The organism is Streptomyces sp. NPDC091280, assembly GCF_044768565.1.
In the GTDB taxonomy this organism is placed as follows: domain Bacteria; phylum Actinomycetota; class Actinomycetes; order Streptomycetales; family Streptomycetaceae; genus Streptomyces.
In genome coordinates this window covers 480542-498664 of the sequence record NZ_JBIVUZ010000002.1, presented here as the reverse complement: position 1 = coordinate 498664, position 18123 = coordinate 480542, and the positions used below count along the sequence as shown (strand labels likewise).

Annotated in this window: 12 protein-coding genes; 8 read left to right on the top strand and 4 right to left on the bottom strand. The window is 73.0% G+C overall.

Translation table 11 applies throughout. The features are described 5' to 3' along the window. The first annotated feature begins 164 nt into the window (after window positions 1-164). From ACIQPR_RS08765 to ACIQPR_RS08730, 8 genes are all read left to right on the top strand, one after another. Window positions 165-863, top strand: coding sequence for a hemerythrin domain-containing protein (locus tag ACIQPR_RS08765; protein ID WP_403644059.1), 699 nt, complete (start codon window positions 165-167; stop codon window positions 861-863). Further along, window positions 860-1777, top strand: coding sequence for a pyridoxamine 5'-phosphate oxidase family protein (locus tag ACIQPR_RS08760; RefSeq protein WP_403644057.1), 918 nt, complete (start codon window positions 860-862; stop codon window positions 1775-1777). Before ACIQPR_RS08765 ends, ACIQPR_RS08760 begins: the two co-directional genes overlap by 4 nt. Before the next feature lie 248 nt (window positions 1778-2025). Further along, a complete protein-coding gene (locus ACIQPR_RS08755) occupies window positions 2026-3594 on the top strand; it encodes an acyl-CoA carboxylase subunit beta (RefSeq protein WP_403644776.1) in 1569 nt (522 codons plus the stop codon). Window positions 3595-3751: 157 nt separating this feature from the next. Next, complete coding sequence (locus ACIQPR_RS08750; protein WP_403644054.1) at window positions 3752-5503, top strand: fatty acyl-AMP ligase; 1752 nt, start codon at window positions 3752-3754, stop codon at window positions 5501-5503. Next, entirely contained in the window at window positions 5500-9519 is a 4020-nt protein-coding gene (locus ACIQPR_RS08745) for an acyltransferase domain-containing protein (protein ID WP_403644051.1), read from the top strand. Before ACIQPR_RS08750 ends, ACIQPR_RS08745 begins: the two co-directional genes overlap by 4 nt. Window positions 9520-9707: 188 nt before the next feature. Next, window positions 9708-10631 (top strand): alpha/beta hydrolase, encoded by a 924-nt coding sequence (locus tag ACIQPR_RS08740; protein WP_403644773.1) that lies wholly within the window; start codon window positions 9708-9710, stop codon window positions 10629-10631. A gap of 122 nt (window positions 10632-10753) precedes the next feature. Continuing rightward, window positions 10754-12007: a PucR family transcriptional regulator gene (locus tag ACIQPR_RS08735; RefSeq protein WP_403644049.1), complete on the top strand. Its 1254-nt coding sequence runs from the start codon at window positions 10754-10756 to the stop codon at window positions 12005-12007. 95 nt (window positions 12008-12102) lie between these two features. After that, window positions 12103-12744, top strand: a complete 642-nt coding sequence (locus tag ACIQPR_RS08730) for a cutinase family protein (protein WP_403644046.1) — start codon at window positions 12103-12105, stop codon at window positions 12742-12744. Between the two features lie 105 nt (window positions 12745-12849). On the opposite strand, the gene ACIQPR_RS08725 is transcribed toward ACIQPR_RS08730, so the two are convergent. The 4 genes from ACIQPR_RS08725 to ACIQPR_RS08710 all read right to left on the bottom strand — a co-directional run bounded on the left by ACIQPR_RS08725 (window position 12850) and on the right by ACIQPR_RS08710 (window position 17968). Next, window positions 12850-14583 carry a hypothetical protein gene (locus ACIQPR_RS08725; RefSeq protein WP_403644043.1) on the bottom strand — a complete coding sequence of 578 codons (1734 nt, stop codon included), beginning with the start codon at window positions 14581-14583 and terminating at the stop codon, window positions 12850-12852. A gap of 129 nt (window positions 14584-14712) precedes the next feature. Next, window positions 14713-15147, bottom strand: a complete 435-nt coding sequence (locus ACIQPR_RS08720; RefSeq protein WP_403644040.1) for an OsmC family protein — start codon at window positions 15145-15147, stop codon at window positions 14713-14715. 242 nt (window positions 15148-15389) lie between these two features. Next, the gene (locus ACIQPR_RS08715) at window positions 15390-16532 is read right to left on the bottom strand and encodes an ARPP-2 domain-containing protein (protein WP_403644037.1); all 1143 of its coding nucleotides are present in this window, start codon (window positions 16530-16532) and stop codon (window positions 15390-15392) included. Then, window positions 16529-17968 (bottom strand): hypothetical protein, encoded by a 1440-nt coding sequence (locus ACIQPR_RS08710; RefSeq protein WP_403644034.1) that lies wholly within the window; start codon window positions 17966-17968, stop codon window positions 16529-16531. Before ACIQPR_RS08710 ends, ACIQPR_RS08715 begins: the two co-directional genes overlap by 4 nt. Between the last annotated feature and the right edge of the window lie 155 nt (window positions 17969-18123).

The window sequence follows — 18123 nt, the reverse complement described above, 5'->3', positions numbered from 1 at the left end:
ACCCGAGCCGTGGTGCGGCGCCGTCAACAGACGATAAACGCCCTTCCCACAGGCCCGCCGGCCAGGGCGCCGAGCCGTCGCCAAGCGCACGCCAAGAAGGCGCCAAGAGGGCGCCACGACCCTGGGAGGCTGTTGCCGGTATCCGATCGTTGGAGCAAGCGAGCGTGTCACCCACCAGCACGACGGACGAACTTCCCACCGCCGGGCGTCCTTACACCCACGAGATGACCGTGGTCCACCGGGTCTTCCGCCGCGAGTCGGCGTATCTGCCCCGTCTGGTACGAGCCGTCCCCGACAGCGACACGGCCCGCGCGGCGAAGGTCGCGGAGCATCTGCGCGAGTACGTCGCGGGACTGCACAGCCATCACTCCGTCGAGGACGAACTGATCTGGCCGCACCTCCAGAACCGGGCCCCGGACGGCGAGTTGGTGGCCCGCATGGAGGAACAGCACCAGCGCATCGACGTGAGCCTGACGGTCGTGGCGGAGTGGACGGCCGCGTGGGAGCGGGCCGCGGACCCCATCGCCGGGCAGGAGTTGGCGCTCGCGCTGGAGCGGCACCGCGCCGCGCTGCTCGAACACCTCGACGACGAGGAGCAGTTGGTGCTGCCCCTGATAGCCGAGCATCTGTCGGTCGAAGAATGGGACCTGGTCGGGCGCCGCGGTCTCGAACGGATCCCCAGGAACAGGCTGTTGATCGCGCTCGGCGCGATCCTGGAGGACGCCACTCCCGCGGAGCGGGCGTACTTCCTCGGCAGGACCCCGCTGGTCGGCCGGCTGCTGTGGAGGGTCGTCGGGCGCCGCCAGTACGCCGCCGCCTGCCGGGCGCTGCGCGGCCCGCTGGACGCGGAGCAGGGCCGATGACCTTGCTCGACTCCGCGCCGCTCGACGTCCTGGACGCCTACCGCACCTGCGAGTTCGTCACCCTCGGCGGCGACGGCACACCGCTGGCCTGGCCGACCGCCGTACGGCGGCGGCCCGACGGCACGCTCCTGCTGAGCACGTCGCTGGCTTTCGCACGCAAGGCGCTGAACATCCGCCGGGACGGCCGCGTCGCCCTCCTGTTCTCCGACCCGACCGGCAGCGGCCTCGACCACGCCCCGCAGATCTTCGTCGGCGGCCGTGCCGAGTGCCCCGACGAGATCATGACGGGTCCTCAGGGAGCCGAGGACTACTGGCGGATGCTCTTCGAACGGCAGCCGCACAGCAGGGCGTACGTGTCCGCCCCGCTGCGGTCGCTGATGGACTGGTACTACCTCCGGCTGCTGATCACCGTCACCCCGGAACAGCTCGTCGTACGGCCGCCGCTCGCCGCGTCCGGCCGACCGGCACCGGAGGCTTCGCATCCGCTGCCGGGCTCCGCCCAACTCGCCCGTTTCCCCTCGGCGGTGCTCGCCGCGCGCGACGCGTTCGGGGCGCCCGTGCTCGCCCGGACCCGGCCCGTGCCGAGGGCGGACGGCTTCGCGGTGGAGGTACCGGCCGACTGCGCGGCGGCCGAGGGTCCCGCCTCGCTCCTGGTGCACCGGCACGACGAGCTGCTGAACCACATGCACAACGCCCTTGTCCGGGGCACCTTGAAGGCCGTGGGCGACGGTTGGCTGCTGGTCCCCGACAAGGTGGTGGAGCCCATGGGCACCGGTCGCCCCACCGACGCGTTCCGGGTCCTGCGCGAGACCCGCCGGTCCACGGCCCGCTATCTGGAACGGCGCGGTCTGGCCCGCCCCCGGGTGCGCTGGGAGGAGTTCAAGGCCCTGGCGGCAGCCGCGAAGCGCAAGTGACGGTCCGTCAATTCTCTTCGCTCGCCGTCTCCCAGGGCGCGCCGCGCGTCCTGGGAGCGGTCCCGGTCCCCGTGCCCGAGAGGTGAGCGAGGCTCATCTCTCCTGGCCGGGGGCCCATTCACCGCCGATGCGTTGTCACCTCAGCACGAACCTCCGCCTCCCGGGACTCATCTCCCGCAAACAGAACGGCGATCCTCCGGTCCGCCGCCGGATCACTGCCATATTCGAGAACCACTTCGGAGGTGGCTGTGACGCTAGAGGCGACGACATCCCTGACGGCGGCGACACCCGTGGCGGACCGCACCGCCGGACGCATCGCCGAGCTGGCGCGGCGCCGGGCGCGGGCCACGGTCACGGCCAGGCCAAGAAGACCCGGGGCCCTCGGCGCGCGCGAGCGGATCGAACGGCTGCTGGACGCGGGCTCGTTCACGGAGACCGGCGTGTTCGTACGGGCCAGAGCGGTGGGCGACGGTGCCCGGCGCCCGTACGGGGACGGGGTCGTCACGGGATACGGCACGGTCGACGGGCGGGCGGTCTGCGTGTTCGCGCAGGACTCCACCGTCTTCGGCGGCAGCATGGGCGAGGCCTTCGGCGAGAAGACCGTGGCGCTCATGGACCTCGCCCTGAAGACCGGGTGTCCGGTCGTGGGGCTCAACGACTCCGGGGGCGCCCGCATCCAGGAGGGCGTCAACTCCCTCGCGCTGTACGCCGAGTTGGTGCGGCGCAACGTCAAGGCGTCCGGGGTGGTCCCGCAGATCTCCGTCGTCCTGGGCCCGTGCGCGGGCGGTGCCGCCTACTCCCCCGCGATCACCGACTTCACCGTGATGGTGGACGGCGCCTCGCACATGTTCGTCACCGGCCCCGACGTCATCGAGGCGGTGACCGGCGAACGCGCCACCGCCGAGGAGCTGGGCGGGGCCCGCACCAGCAACTCCGTGAACGGCAACGCCCACTTCCTCGCCGCCGACGAGGAGGACGCGCTCGACACCGTACGGGACCTGCTGTCGTACCTGCCCGCCAACAACCTGGAGCGGCCTCCGCGGTACGCGCCCGGAGCCGTCGCGGCCGGGGCGCCGCTCGACGAGGTCGTGCCCGACCGGATCGGCCACGCCTACGACATGCGGGACATCCTGCGCGCGGTCGTGGACGACGGTGAACTCCTCTACGTCCAGGAGCTGTTCGCGCCGAACATCGTCTGCGCGCTGGCCCGGGTCGAGGGGGCGAGCGTCGGGGTCGTGGCCAACCAGCCGCTGCACTCGGCCGGGGTCCTCGACATCGACGCCTCCGAGAAGGCCGCGCGGTTCGTACGGTTCTGCGACGCGTTCGGCATCCCGCTGCTGACCTTCGCCGACGTCCCCGGCTATCTCTCCGGTGTCCACCAGGAACGGGCCGGCATCATCCGGCGCGGCGCCAAACTCCTGTACGCGTACGCCGAGGCGACCGTCCCCAAGGTCACCGTGGTGGTGCGCAAGGCGTACGGCGGCGGCTACGCGGTGATGGGCTCCAAGCATCTCGGCGCCGACCTCAACCTCGCGTGGCCGACCGCGCGGATCGCCGTCATGGGCGCGGAGGGCGCCGTCGGCGTGCTGCACCGGCGTGAACTCGCCGCGGCCGACGACCCCGAGGCGCTGCGCGCCGACCTCGTCGCCACGTACGAGGCCACCCACGGGACGCCGTACCTCGCCGCCGAACGCGGGTACGTCGACGACGTCATCGCGCCCCGCGACACCCGCGCCCACATCGCCGGCGCCCTGCGCGCGCTGCGCGGGAAGCGCGCCCCGATGCCGGAACGGCGGCACGGCAACATCCCGCTCTGACCGACCTGACCGACCTGACCGACCTGATGGACCTGACCAACCTGACGGATCTGCCCCTTGTCCGTCCCCTGTGCATCCCCCTGTTCCCGTCCCCCTGTTCGTCCTCGCCAGCCGCAAGTCGCCACCGCGTAGTACCGCGATCTGAGGAGCCCGCCCGATGGACAGTCGCCGCCCGCCGCTCGCGCCCGCGTACCGGACCCTGCCCGAGTACATGCGGCACTGGGCCGAACTCGCCCCGGACCGCAGGGCGTTCACCTTCGTCGATCATCCCGCGCCCAACTCCCTGGGTGTGCACCGCACGTTGACCTGGCAGCGGCTCGAACTGCGCGTACGGGCAGTGGCCGCCCGGCTCACCGAGCGGGCCGAACCCGGGTCGCGGGTCGCCCTGTTGTGCCCGCAGGGGACGGACTACGTCATCGGGTTCCTGGCCGCGCTGACCGCCGGGATGGTCGCCGTACCGCTGTATCCGCCAGGCCTGCCGGGGCAGGGCGACCGGCTCGTCGGGGTGCTGGGCGACGCGCGCCCGGCGGTCGTGGTGACCACCGGGCGGGTCCTCGCCGAGGTGGCGGACTTCTGCGAGCGCGCACCGGCGCCGGTCCTCGCGGCGGACCTCGTACCCGATGCCGCCGCCCCCGACTGGCGTGCGCCACAGCCGGATCCGGACGCCACCGCCTATCTCCAGTACACCTCCGGGTCGACCCGGGCCCCGGCGGGCGTGGAGATCACCCACGCCAATGTCGTCGCCAACGCCCGCCAGGCGCTCACGGCTTATGGTGCCGACGCGCAGCCGGTGACCTGTGTGGGCTGGCTGCCGCTCTACCACGACATGGGGCTGGTGCTCAGCGTGGCCGCCCCCGTCGTCCGCGGGGTGCCGTCGGTCCTCATGGACCCGGCCGCGTTCCTGCACGAACCGGCGCGCTGGTTGAGGCTGTTGGCCGCGCATCCGCGCGCGCTGAGTGCCGCGCCGAACTTCGCCTACGACTACTGCGCCTCCACCGTCACCGAGGCGCAGAAGGAGGGGCTGCGGCTGGACGGGGTCGCCGCGCTGATCAACGGCAGCGAACCCGTCCGGCCCGGCACCGCCGACCGCTTCAACTCGGCTTTCGCCGCACAGGGGTTGGCGGCCGAGGCGCACTGTCCGTCGTACGGGCTCGCGGAGGCGACCGTGTTCGTCAGCGCCGCCCGGCCAGGACTGCCGCTCGGCCGGTTCGCCCTCGACCGGGACGCGCTCGCCGCCGGGAAGGCGTTGCCCGCGCGGCCCGAGGATCCGCGCGCCGTAGTCCTCGTGGGCTGCGGGACTCCGGTCGGGCAGCGGGTGCGCATCGTCGATCCGGTCGCCCACGCCGTGCTGGCCGAGGGGGAGATCGGGGAGATCTGGGTGCGGGGCACCAATGTGGGGCGCGGCTACTGGAACAACTCCGCGCAGACCCGGCGGGTGTTCGGCGCCTCGCTCGACGGCGAGCCGCCGGGCGGCTGGCTGCGCACCGGTGACCTCGGGACCTTCCTGGACGGGCAGTTGATCGTCACCGGCCGGCTGAAGGACCTCATCGTCGTCGACGGCCGCAACCACTACCCGCAGGACGTGGAGGCCACCGCGCAGGACGCGCACCGGGCCGTACGGCGGGACCGGCTCGCCGCGTTCGGGGTGCCGGGCGCGACGGGCGGCGCGGGCGAGCGGGTCGTGCTCGTCGCCGAGCACACGCGGAGCACCAGCCGAGCCGAGATCGACGTACCGGCGCTGACGCGTGCCGTGCGCGCGGCCGTCTCCGCGCGGCACGGGCTGCGGCTCGCCGACGTCGTCCTGGTCGCCCCCGGCACCGTGCCCCGCACCTCCAGCGGGAAGGTGTCACGGGCCCTGACCCGCGCCCGGTACCTGGAGGGCGACTACGCGACGGAGGGCACGGAATGAGTCCCGCCGACGAGAACGCGCTGCGGCTGCGGATCGTGGAGCGGGTGGCCGAGTGGCACGGCACGCCCGCGCACGACGTGGCGACGGACCGGCCGCTGGCCGAACTCGGCATGTCCTCGCGGGACGCGGTCGCGTTGGCGGGCGAGTTGTCGCGGCTCGCGGGCCGGGAGCTGCCCGCGACGCTGCTGTGGGAGGCGCCGACCGTGGACGCGCTGGTGACGCGGGTGTGCGGTGCGGACCCCCGGCCCGTGGACCCGCGCCACACCCCCGCACCGGCCGTGCGGGCGACGCCCGGCGAACCCGTCGCGGTGATCGGGGTCGGTTGCCGGCTGCCGGGCGGAGTGCGCGGCCCGGACGGCTACTGGCAGTTGCTCATCGACGGCGTCGACGCGATCAGACGCGTCCCCGAGGACAGATGGGGCGACTTCACGCCGTTCCCGCCTTCCGAAGCACCCCTGTACGGCGGCTACTTGGACGACATCGCCGGGTTCGACGCCGACTTCTTCCGGATCACCCCGCGCGAGGCCGCGGTCATGGACCCCCAGCAGCGCATGCTCCTGGAGGTCGTCCGCGAGACCCTCGACCACGCCGCCGTCCCGGCCAGGGCGCTCGCGGGCACGGCCACCGGCGTCTACGTCGGCGTCTCGGCCCCCGAGTACGGCCGTCTCACCGGCGCCGACGCGCACGCCGTCGACCCGTGGGCCCCGGCGGGCGCGGCCCTCAGTGTGACGGCGGGCCGACTCGCGTACGTCCTGGACACCCGCGGCCCCAACATGGCGGTGGACACGGCCTGTTCGTCGTCCCTGGTGGCCCTGCACCAGGCCTGTGTGAGCCTGCGCGGCGGCGAGACCGACATGGCGATCGCCGCCGGGGTCAACGTCCTGCTCTCGCCCGTCGTCGGCGTCGCCTTCGCCCGCGCGGGCGCGCTCGCGCCGGACGGCCGCTGCAAGCCGTTCGCCACGACGGCCGACGGCATCGGGCGCGGCGAGGGCTGCGCGGCGGTGCTGCTGAAACGACTGTCCGACGCCGAGCGCGACGGCGACCGCGTCCTCGCCGTCATCCGCGCCACCGCCGTCAACTCGGACGGCCGCTCGGGCGGCCTGCTGGCCCCCAACCCGGCCGCGCAGCAAGCCCTGTTGGCCACGGCGTACGGCCGGGCCGGGCTCACCCCGGCCCGTGTCGACTATGTGGAGGCGCACGGCACCGGCACTCCGCTGGGCGACCCGATCGAGGCGGGCGCGCTCGGCGCGGTGCTGGGCGACGGCCGCGACCGCGAACAGCCCCTGCTGCTCGGCTCGGTGAAGGGCAACCTCGGGCACCTGGAGTCCGCGGCCGGTCTCGCCGGTCTGGTGAAGACGGTCCTCGCCCTGCACCACGGCCTCGTCCCGCCGTCGCTGCACGGCACCTCGCTCCCCGACGCACGGCTCCGCCCGGTCACCGAACCCGAACCCTGGCCGCGCTACGGCGGCACGGCCACCGCGGGAGTCTCGGGCTTCGGCTTCGGCGGCACCAACGCCCATGCGGTACTGGAGGAATGGCGGCCCGCGACCTCGGTACCACCGGGCGCGCCCGCGGTCGAGGAACCGGCCGCCCGCCTCCATCTCCTCTCCGACCTCGACGACGAGCGGGTCCGCGACACCGCCGCCCGGCTCGCCGCGTGGCTGCGCACTCCTGCGGGGAGCGCGGCCCGCCCCGCCGATGTGGCCCGCACGCTGGCGGGACGCACCGGACGCGGACCGGTGCGCGCCGTCGTCGTCGCCCGCGACCGCCGTGAACTGACGGACGCGCTGGGCGCGTTGGGTCAGGGCGAGCGACATCCTGGGGTGCTCACCGACGACCGCGACCGGGTGGGGCGCGGCGGTCCGGTGTGGGTGTTCTCCGGCTACGGCAGCCAATGGACCGGCATGGGACGCCAACTCCTCGCGGAGGAACCGGCCTTCGCCGCCGCCGTGGAGAAACTCGACACCCAGCTCGCCGACGTCTTCGGCTTCTCCCTCCGCGCCCACCTCGCCTCCACCGGCCTGCTCGACCGCCTCGATGTGTCCCAACCCGTGCTCTTCGGAACTCAGTTGGCGCTCGCCGAACTGTGGCGGTCCTACGGCGTGGAGCCCGCTGCCGTGATCGGCCACTCCCTCGGCGAGGTGGCCGCCGCCGTGTGCGCCGACGCGCTGGACGTGGTGGACGCGGCCCGGGTCGTCGCCGTACGGGCGAGACTGCTCGGTGGGCTGCGCGGTGGCGCGATGGCCGTCGTGGACCTGCGTGACGATGAACTGACCAGCCTGGAAAAGGAGTTTCCGGGTGTGGCGGTCGCCGTGCACTCCTCGCCCCGGCAGAAGGTCGTCACCGGGGACGAGATCGCGGTCGCCCGGCTGGTGCGGCGACTGGAGGAACGCGGGCGGGCCGCCCGCGCCATGCGGGTCGTCGGCGCCGGGCACTCGCCGCAGGTGGACCCGCTGTTGCCGGAGCTGGTCGAGGCCCTCGCGGACCTCCGGGGCCGGTCACCGCGTGTCCCCGTCTACTCCACCGTCCTCGAAGACCCACGCGGGGCCTGCGAGTTCGGCGCCGAGCACTGGGCCGCCAATCTGCGCCGGCCGGTGCGGCTGGACCGGGCCCTCTCGGCGGCTGCGGCGGACGGTCGTACCGCCTTCGTGGAGGTCTCGCCACATCCGGTCCTGGCCCCGGCCGTCACCGACACCGTGCCCGGCGCGCTCGCAGTCGCCACGCTGCGCCGCGAAGCGGCCGGATCGGCCGCGTTTCTGCGGGAGTTGGGCACCTTGTACGCGGCGGGACTGGACCTGCCGGTACCGGCCGGCCGGGTCGTCGACCTTCCGCTCCCGCGCTGGCGGCACGTCCGGTACTGGTGGACGGACGGGCGGGGCCGTGCGACGCAAGATCCGACCCCGGGATCTCACGTCCCCCAAGTGCCGTTCAAAGGTGCGGAGTTGTTGGCACCCGGTTCGGTGGTGGCCCGGGTCAGTCACCACATCGGCGCCGTCACCGGACATCCCACGGCCCGTCTCACCCCCACCACGGCCTTGGCCGACCTCGGCCTGGACTCGCTGCTGGCGGTCCGGATCCGTACCGCGCTGGACCGCGAGTTCGGGATCGAGCTGCATCTGCGGGACCTCTTCGACGCCACGACCATCAACGATGTGGCCCATCGCATCGGGGAGTTGACCGACGCCCGGCGCCCGCTCCGCACGCTGCACGGCGGCGGAACGCGCGCCCCGCTGTTCTTCTTCCACGCGGCAGGAGGCACCACGGACGTCTATCGCGCGCTCGCCCGGCAGTTGGGCGACGGCGACCGCCCGGTGCACGGACTCGACCGCATCGAGGAAGCCCGCACGGTGCCGGAGAAGGCCCGCCGCTACGTCGAGGAGATCACCGCCGTGCACCCCGACGGGCCCTGTGTGCTGGGCGGTTGGTCCTTCGGCGGGTTCCTCGCCCAGGAGACGGCACGTCTGCTCGCCGCCGCCGGGCGGGACGTCGAACTCGTCGCGCTCATCGATTCCGTACGCCCCCTTCCCCGGCCCGGCCGCACACCGGCCGACCGCGTCCGCACCCACCTCACGGGCTTCGCCCGGCACATCGCCGACACCTACGGCGTCCAACTCCCGCTGCCGTACGACGAACTCGTGGCGATGGACGACGACCGCGCACGCATCGACACCGCGCTGCGCATCCTGCGCGAGGCCGTGCGGGTGCCGCCCGCCGCGTTGGAGCACCAGCGCGCCTCGTACCTGGACCTGAGGATCGGCGAGGCGCACGAGCCCGGCCGGTACGAGGGCCCGGTGGTGCTGTACCGGGCCACCGAACCGGCGCCGCACACCGTGCGCGACCCGGCGTACGAACGGGACGACGACGCGCTCGGCTGGGACGAGGTGTGCCCGCGGCTGACGGTCGTACCGGTGTCGGGGCATCACCTCTCGCTGCTCGACCCGCCGCACGTCGACGAGATCGCCACCCATCTGCGGCGAGTGCTGGCCTCACCGGACGGACCCACCGCATCGGCCTGAGGCCCCACCACCCCGACCGAGGAGCCGCCATGCCGCACCACCCCCCTGCCCTGCCGCACCACCGGGCCGCCGAGACGCCCCCGGGCCCGGCCGCACCCGAGCACCACTCCGCCGCACTCCCCGCGCCGCACCGCCACCGCGCCGGAGCCTCCCCCGCCGCCGAACCGCCGCAGTCGCCCCCCGCCGGGATGTCCCGGCGTGCCGTCGTGCGGGGCGCCGCGGGGAGCGGGCTCGCCGTGCTGTTCGGGGCGACGGCCGGTGCGGGGCGGGCCCGGGCCGTGACGCAGGTGTCGGCGCGGACCTTCGACGTGTCCGTGGCCTCGGCCGCGCTGGGGCGCAGCGCCCCGGTGCGGGTCATTCTCCCCTCGGACTTCGCGGCGCAGCCCGCGCGGACGTATCCCGTGCTGTATCTGCTGCACGGGGCGCACGACGACTACACGTCGTGGACGCGGGAGACGGACATCGAGGCGTTCACCGAGGGGCGCGGGCTGATCGTCGCGATGCCGGACGCGGGGCCCACGGGCATTCCCAGCGTCTGGCGCCAGGGCCCGGACTACGAGACCTTCCAACTCCTGGAGGTTCCGGCGCTGTTGGCCCGCGACTACCGGGCGTCGGGGGTGCGGGCGGTCGCCGGGGTGTCCACCGGGGGCTACGGCGCGATGGCGCACGCGGCCCGGCACCCGGGCGCGTTCACCGCCGCCGCCTCCTACAGCGGGATCCTCGACACCACGGCGCCCGGAGTGCCCTCCCTGGTGGACGCCATCGTGGCCCGGGAGAACCTGGCGCCGCTCACTCTGTGGGGCAACCCCCTTCTGAACGCGCTGACTTGGCGTGCCTTCAATCCGTGCGCCCAGGCCGTCGGACTGCGCGGCACCCCGCTGTACGTGTCCAACGGCAGTGGCGTGGCAGGGGGTTCGGGCGACTGGCTGCCCGAGGCGCTGGAGAGTCTGCTGTGGCCCTCCGCGCACGGCTTCACCGGTGTGCTCGCACTGCTGGGGATTCCGGTCACCACTCACTTCTATGCGGGCGGAGGGCACAGCTGGGCCTACTGGAAAGGGGAGTTCACCGCCTCGTGGCCGATGCTCGCCGCCGCGCTGGGGCTGCCGGAGTGATGTCGGCGCAACCGGGGCACGGAACGGAGCGCAGGGGACGCCCGTCCAACACAGGACGTCTCCCTCGTCCCACGGGCAACGGCCCGTGGGTGAGCCGCCTCCGGGGGAAAGGAGTGTCCGTCGTGGCCGTCCCCACCCCGCACGGAGTGCCCGCCGATCCCACCGCGGCGTCGGTCCCGCCCGAGCTGGCCGAACTGCTGCGCGCCCAACTGCCGCGTGTGGCCGACGAGGTGGAGGAGGAGGTCCGCCGGCAGGTGCCCGAGTACGGGCTGCCGTCCGGCGCGGTCTACCAGGAGAATCTGCGGGCCGGCGTGGTGCAGGCGCTCACCCTCTTCATCGACCACATCGCGGACCCGCGCGACCAGCGCTCCGCGATGGCCACGACGTACTACGAGATCGGGCGCGGTGTGGCCCTGGAGGGCCGCAGTCTGGACGCGGTGCAGTCCGCGTTGCGGGTAGGCGGGCTGCACGCCTGGCGGCTGATGGGGCGGACGGCGGAGGAACTCGGCCTGGACTCGCAAGTCGTGGCCACGCTGGGCGAGTTGGCGTTCCGGACGGTGCACGAGGTCGCCGAGGCGGCAGCCGCCGGTTACGCGGACGCGCGCTCCGGCAGCGCGGACGAGCTGGAGCGGCGGCGCGGGCGGCTGCTCGATCTGCTGCTGGGTGACGGCCCGGTGTCCGCGGAGGAGGTGCAGGACCTGGCGCACGGCGCGCGGTGGCGGGTGCCCGCGCGGGTCGCGGTCATCGCGCTGGCGGGCCCCGCGGACCCGCGCGCGCAGGATCGTCCGCCGTCGGTGCCCGGCGCGCTGGCCGACATGGAGTCCCGGCCGCCGCGCGTGCTGGTGCCGGACCCGGAGGGCTACGGCCGGTTCGGCGGGCGGTCGTTCGTGCTCGGCCTGGGCGGTCGTCCGGCGGCGGTCGGGCCTACGGTCCCGGTGTCCGAGGCCGCGCGGTCGCTGCACTGGGCCACCCGGGCGCTGGGGCTGATGGGGCGCGGGGTGCTGCCCCGGCAGGGTGTGGTGCTGTGCGCCGACCATCTGTCGACGCTGCTGCTGCACAGCGACGAGCCGCTGCTCGCCCAGTTGGAGGCGCGGGCCCTGGCACCGCTCGACGCCGCCTCCGAGGGCCAACGCGCTCGGCTGGCCGAGACGTTGCTCGCCTGGCTGCTCAGCGGCAGCAACGTCCCCGACGTCGCGGCCCGGCTCCACATCCACCCGCAGACGGTCCGCTACCGCCTGCGCCAGTTGGAGAAGCTCTTCGGACAGTCCCTGCACGACCCCGGCACCCGGCTGGACCTCATTCTCGCACTGCGGTCGGCAAAGGCGCGCGAGAGCGAGCGCGACTCACGCCCCGACAAAAACAGGGACGGTTTCTGAATTCCCGTCCATAACACCCGGTGAAACAACACGCATACCTTCGAGGTGTCCTTTCCACAGGCGCGTCGTACGCGCCCCACCCTCAAAGGATTCCGATGCGTATTCGCTTGTGCCTGGCCGCGCTCTCGCTGCTCGGCGGAGCCGGTCTCGCCACTCTCACCGCGCCCACGGCGTCGGCCGCCACCTGCGCGGACCTCGATGTCGTGGCCGCTCGCGGCACCTTCGAGCCGGGGACGCTGGGTCTGATCGTCGGCGACCCGGTGTTCTCCGCGCTCCAGCAGAAAATCACCGGAAAGACCCTCTCCAGCTATGCGGTGAACTATCCCGCCGACCTTTCCCTGACGTCCGCGGCGACGGGGAATCTCGATGTGGTGAACCACGTGAAGGCGCAGGCGGCGGCCTGTCCGAATCAGCGTTTCATTCTCGTCGGCTATTCGCAGGGCGCGAATGTCGTCGACAACTCCATCGGGATCAGCAGTGACGGCGCGGTGGTCGGGAGCCCGATCGTGGCGACGATCCCCGCCGCCGTCGAGCCGAAGGTCGCGGCCGTGCTGCTGTTCGGCAACCCGATCCGCGCGCTGGGCAAGAGCGTCACCGGCACCTATCAGAGCCGCACCATCGACTTCTGCGCCAACGGTGACCCCATCTGCCAGAACGGCGGGACGGACGTGCTGGCCCACCTCGGCTACACCTCCGACGCCGGTGCGGCGGCGACCTTCGCCGCCGGCAAGGTCTGAGCCGCAGCAGCCGGAACGGCACAGCCGGCCGAGGCAGCCGTAACAACGTCGCGGGGCCCGGGAGTTGAAGCTCCCGGGCCCCTGTCGGTCGGCTTGGGTGTCGGTCTAGCCGGGTGTCGCGGCGAACCCGGCGAGGCTGCTGGAGACGATCTCGGGCCGGCCGTCGTTCTGCGCGGGCGCGGCCGTCAGGACGTCCAGGTGCTGGTAGCCGGGGGCGATGACCGGGTGCAGGCCGACCGGAACACGGCCCGCGAGGAGTCCGTCACCGGCGAGCACGGTGAGCGTCGGCCGGGCCGTCAACCCGCCCGGGTGGACGACGAGTCGGCTCACCTGCGGTGAGGTGGCCAGCTCGATGTCGGTGACCAGCTTGGTCGGGAAGTACTGCTCGGTGAAGTCCAGCGGCTGCTCCCCCATGCTGCGGGCCAGTTCGTGGATGTCGGTGACCTCCTTGGCTGCGTCGGTGAAGGGCGTGCCGTCGGCCGACCGGTACCCGGGGTCGTCCTCGGCGCCGACCCGGTCGTAGTTCCGCCAGGTGTAGAGCGGGCCGTGCGGCTGTGCCGGAATCGCCTTGTAGTCGACGCCGAACAGCTGCGACTGGTCCGAACTGCCGTTGGCGACGGGGAAGTTCTTGTCGACGAGCGGCCCGCCGTCGAAGAGGCCCACGCTGCTCTGGAGGAACGCCAAGGGTTGGGAGTTGTCGTCCATGAGCGCCCCGAGCACGGCGTCGTCGGTGAGCCGGAAGTCCTTCACGGCGGGTGAGCCGGTGAGGAAGGTCGCGGTGTCCTTGGAGAACAGGAACCGGTTCGTGGCCTCGATGTTGACGTTGGAGGGCAGCGAGGACGGCAGGTCCGACTCACCGTCCGGATCCTGTACGGCGCCCACGCCCGCGATGGCGAGCAGGGTCATGGTCTCGGGGTTGAGCAGCACCGGCGCGGACAGGGAGCGCGACAGCACTCCGCTGTCGAGCCCGGCCTGTACGACGGCGTAACCGAGGCCGATGTCCGGCAGGTTGGTGTCGTCCGGGATGCTGCCGCTCAGATCCGCGAGCGAGGTGGAGATGGTGGTGTCGAGGGCGAAGTAGCCCGCGCACTGGTTCTGTCCGGCGTCGGCCATGGTGGCGGGGTTGCCGTCGAAGTCGGCCGCCGCGAAGTACCCGGTGATCACCCCGCCGAGCGAATGCCCGCCGCACAGCACCTTGCTCGCGCGCACCCCTTGGTCGGGCAACTCGGCGACGAGCAGGTCGTATTCGTCCCGTACGGTCTGCTCGATGCCGAGCTTCGCCATCCAGCCGAGCTGGTCGTTCCCGACGAACCCGGCGAAGGTCCGGCCGTCGACGGCCCTGCCCCGGTAGTAGTAGTCGACGGCGGTGTGCTGGTCGCCGGAGGCGGTACCGGTGTGGTCCTCAAGGCAGTTGGAGCGCCGGTCCAGGGCCCAGAACTCGAAGTGCCGTCCCTGTACGGCGGCTTGGGCGACCGTGTTGCGGGCGACGCTGTCGAACGCTCCGGCTCCTTCGAGGATGCCGGGCTGGGCCACGAGGATCCGGTCGGCGTCGGCCGAGGCGCGCGGCCCGTCGGCGGAGCGGTAGCGCAGATACGACAGCCAGTCGCACGCCGCCGGGTGGGCGCCGAACGACTGGGGCAGCGGCACTTTCACCCGCACCACCGACTCGACCACACCGTCGGCGGGATGCGTCGACGCCACCGGGGTCTCGGTGCGCGCGTTCTCGCCCTGTGCCTGCGGGGCGGCGGCGGTGAGCGCGCCCGCGGTCAACAGCGCCGCGAGCGCGGTGCCGCGCCAGGTCCTCGCCCTTGTCCGTGCTGTGCTGCGACTCGTCTTCATGGCCGGACCGTAGGACGCCGGCGCCCCCGGGACCGGGCAGTGCTCACAAGAACGCAGCAGCCGGCGGACGGCTTGTCACCGGCCCGCAGAGAAGGAGCGGGACCGGTGCGGCCGGGCGTCGTCCGCGCGTCACACGTCCTTGATCGTCGCGGTGACGGGAGTGCCGGTCTCCACCGTGCGGCTGACCGTGCACAGCCGTTCGTGGGAGACGGTGACGGCCCGGGGCAGGATGGCGCGGGCCCGGTCACCGGCCTCGCCCTCCGGGAAGGTCACGGCGAAGGTGACCGCGAGGTCGGTCATCCGGTTGCCGAGGTCGTCGCTGACCTTGTTGCCGGTCACCGTGACGGTGAAGCCGTCCGGTTCCGTGTGCCGCGTGGTGGCCACGTCGACATCGGCCGCGGTGCAGCCCCCGATCGCGGCGAGCAGCAGCTCGACGGGGGTGAACTCGGTGCCGTCGCCGGTCGCGGTGCCGAAGTCGACGGTGCCGCCACGGGCGTTGGTGGCGGTGAACCGGCCGGGACCGGTGCGGTCGACGGTGACGAGGCGCAGGGGGTTATCGCTCATGGGGCGATCCTCCCAGAGAAGCGGATCACTTCGACGCAGGCAGTCGGGCCGTACGGGACGCGTCCGGTGGCCCACGACGGCCCTGGTCGGCCTTGACGGCCTTGACGGCACCAGATCTCCCGGGCGGCGCCCGCGACACCTAGACGATCGAGAACGTCCCCCTGGACCGAACGGGCGGCCACTTCTCGGACCGGGGCGGCCCCGCCTTCCTCAGCACGTCACCACGTCACCGCCGCGCGGCCTCAGGTCCGGCGCCGCTTGCGGTACCCGTCCAGGATGTCCTGGCGGAGCAGGAACCCGAAACCGGCGGAGTCGAGTCGTAGCCCCAACTGATCGACACTGAGGCCGAGTTCGGTCGCGGTGTCCCCCATGTGCCAGTCGTGCGCGGCGAGGCTGCTCAGGAGGTGGCCGCGGCGGACCTGGCTCTCCGAGAGGCGGAAGGTCTTCAGGTAGACGATCCGGCCGCTGTCGTCGGTGATGGCCTCGCCGATGTGGTTGGCCTGCTTGGGACGGAACCTCGGGAGGAAGCGGGCGAGCGTGAAACGGCCCATCCGGTACACGGATTGCCAGGTGTACCGCTGCTCCAGCAGTTCGGCCGCCATGGTGGTGTCGTGGAACCGCGCCCAGTCGCGGTCCTGTTCGGCGACCGCCGTGCGCAGCTGGGCCAGGGAGTGGATCTCCGCGTCGGCGACGCGGGCCCGGAAGTCCGGTACCGGTGGCATCAACAGGGCGTAGTGGTGGATGAGTTCGCCGTAGAGGTCCTGGAGGAGCGAGGCGTGCAGCACCCGGTAGTCGTCGGGGTGCGGGACCACGAACGCGGCGGCCAGGGCGTCCGAGACGTAGACCATCACGCCGCACTGCCCGGGGTGGATCTCGAAGACGCGCAACGCGTCGGCGAGGCCGCGCACTTCGGCGCCCACGTAGGCCTCCTCCACGCGCGGGGAGAGCCCCTGGCGGATCGCGCGCTGGGACCACTCCTCCCAGGCGGTCGAGGGGCCGCCGAAGTGCAGTGACAGGTAACCCTCCAGGGCGAGGTGCATGGGCAGGAACCGCAGCCGGTCCTTGGCCTGGCGGCGGGCCGTCCGGCGGTGGATCCGCAGCCCCATCGTGGCGGTCGGCGACGAGGCGGTGTCGGCGGAGAGCTGGGTGCCATAGGCGGCTGCCGGGCTGCCGTCGCCGGTCCACGCGGCGACGAAGCCGTGCGGAATGTAGGAGAGGTAGGCGTGTCGCGGGCCGACCTCGACGAGGCCGAGGGTGTCGTCGTAGAGCCGTGGGTGCAGCCGGAGGTCGACGACGGGCTCGTCGCGGACGAGCGGCACGAGGCGGACGCCGCCCCAGACCTGGGAGGGGCGGGTGGCCAGGCCGGTGAGGTCGAGTGCGGTCATCGCGCCCGCTCCTGGTGGGTGGCGTCGAGCATGCGGGTCGCCCGGGTGTCGAGGTAGGCGGTGAGTTCGGCCAGTCCGGTACGGCCTTCCGCGAACTGGGCGAGTTCCACCAGCGCGGGAAGGTCCTCCGCGTCGCGGACACCGGCCGTGGGCACGGTCGGGGACAGTCGGCGTACGTCGAAGTCGGCCGCGTCGTACACCGGGTTGAGGTGCACGACGCTGGTACGGCGCTCCGGGTCGAGCCGGGTCCGGAAGACGCGCAGCACTTCACCGGCCAGACCGGGCGGCGCGTTGTCCCAGCCGTCGGAGACGATCACCAGTCGGTCCGGGGCGGTGTCCAGCGCGTCGAGGATGCGCCGGCCCAAGGGCGTCGGCCCGTACGGCCTGGCGAGCAGCGCGTCGGTCCGCCCGGACGTCCACAGCGTGGTGCAGTCGTCGGCGAGGGCCGCGAGCAGGTGGTGGCAGGCGAGGGCGACGGCCAGTGGCCGGCGCCGCTTGTGGACCGAGCCGAAGGTGGAGAAGCTGTCGTCCAGTACGGCGGTGACCTTGCCCCAGCTGCCCCGGTGCGGTCCGGCGACCCGCCCGGCGGCCGACTCCAGCGCGTGGGTCAACTCGGCGCGCCTGCGCACCCGTTCGTCGACCGGCAGGGAGAGCACATAGGTCGCCAACCGGGTGAGCGGCATCCGGGCCAGGTCCGCCGGTGTCCCGGTGACGCCGGTCCGCTGCGCGGCATCACGCAGCCGCAGCGCCTCCAGACGGGTCATGCGCGGGGCTATGCCCTCCAGGAACGCCTTCCGGGGGATGCCGTGCTTGGCGGCGAAGCCCTCGGCGGCCGTGTAGGGCAGTTCGTACAGCGCGCCCTGCTCGTAGTGGGCGCGGCGCCAGGTCTCCAGCAGGGGCGTCTCGTACCGCTTGCGGGTGTGCGGCGCGAACACGAACGTCCCCAACTCCTCGGTGGCGGGCGTGAGATGGGCGTGGCGAAGGGCTCGCTTGAGGCCGCCGCGGTACTTCACGGCGTCGAAGGCCGCGTCCGGCCGGGCGGCCAGCCAGTCCCGCATGATCGCGCGGCTGCGGCGGTTGTTGACCCGGGCCCGGCGCAGCGCGTCGAACAGCCCGTACACACGCTGCGGAGGCAGGGTCGCCAGCCGGGCCGCGATCAACCGGCCCTCGCCGCGCCGCTGTTCGGCGGTGGCCTCACCGGCACTCTCCAGCAGGTGCCGGATGACGAGGACCGCGTTGTGGTCGTTGATGTCGAGGGCGAGCACCCCGGCGTACAGGTCCCGGTAGTTGCCCAGCATGTACGCGTGCAGGAAGTCGAGGGACAGCCGCTGCTCGCCTGCGTCGCTGTGGAACTCGCGCTGGCCGGTGGAGGTGATCGCCGCGTTGACGAAGAGCAGGACGTCGTCGGCCGCGATGAGGTCCCCGTACGAGTCCATCCGCTGCTTCCCCCGTGTTCCCGCGCCTTCCCCCTTCTGTGGGGTGGACGCCGGCCGGGGAATGGGGGCACGAGCTGCGAATCATTGCTTCATAGGCAGGTTCCGGAAGTCGCGCCGGAGTCCCGCGGCCGGCTCCAGGACCGTAACAGAGCAGG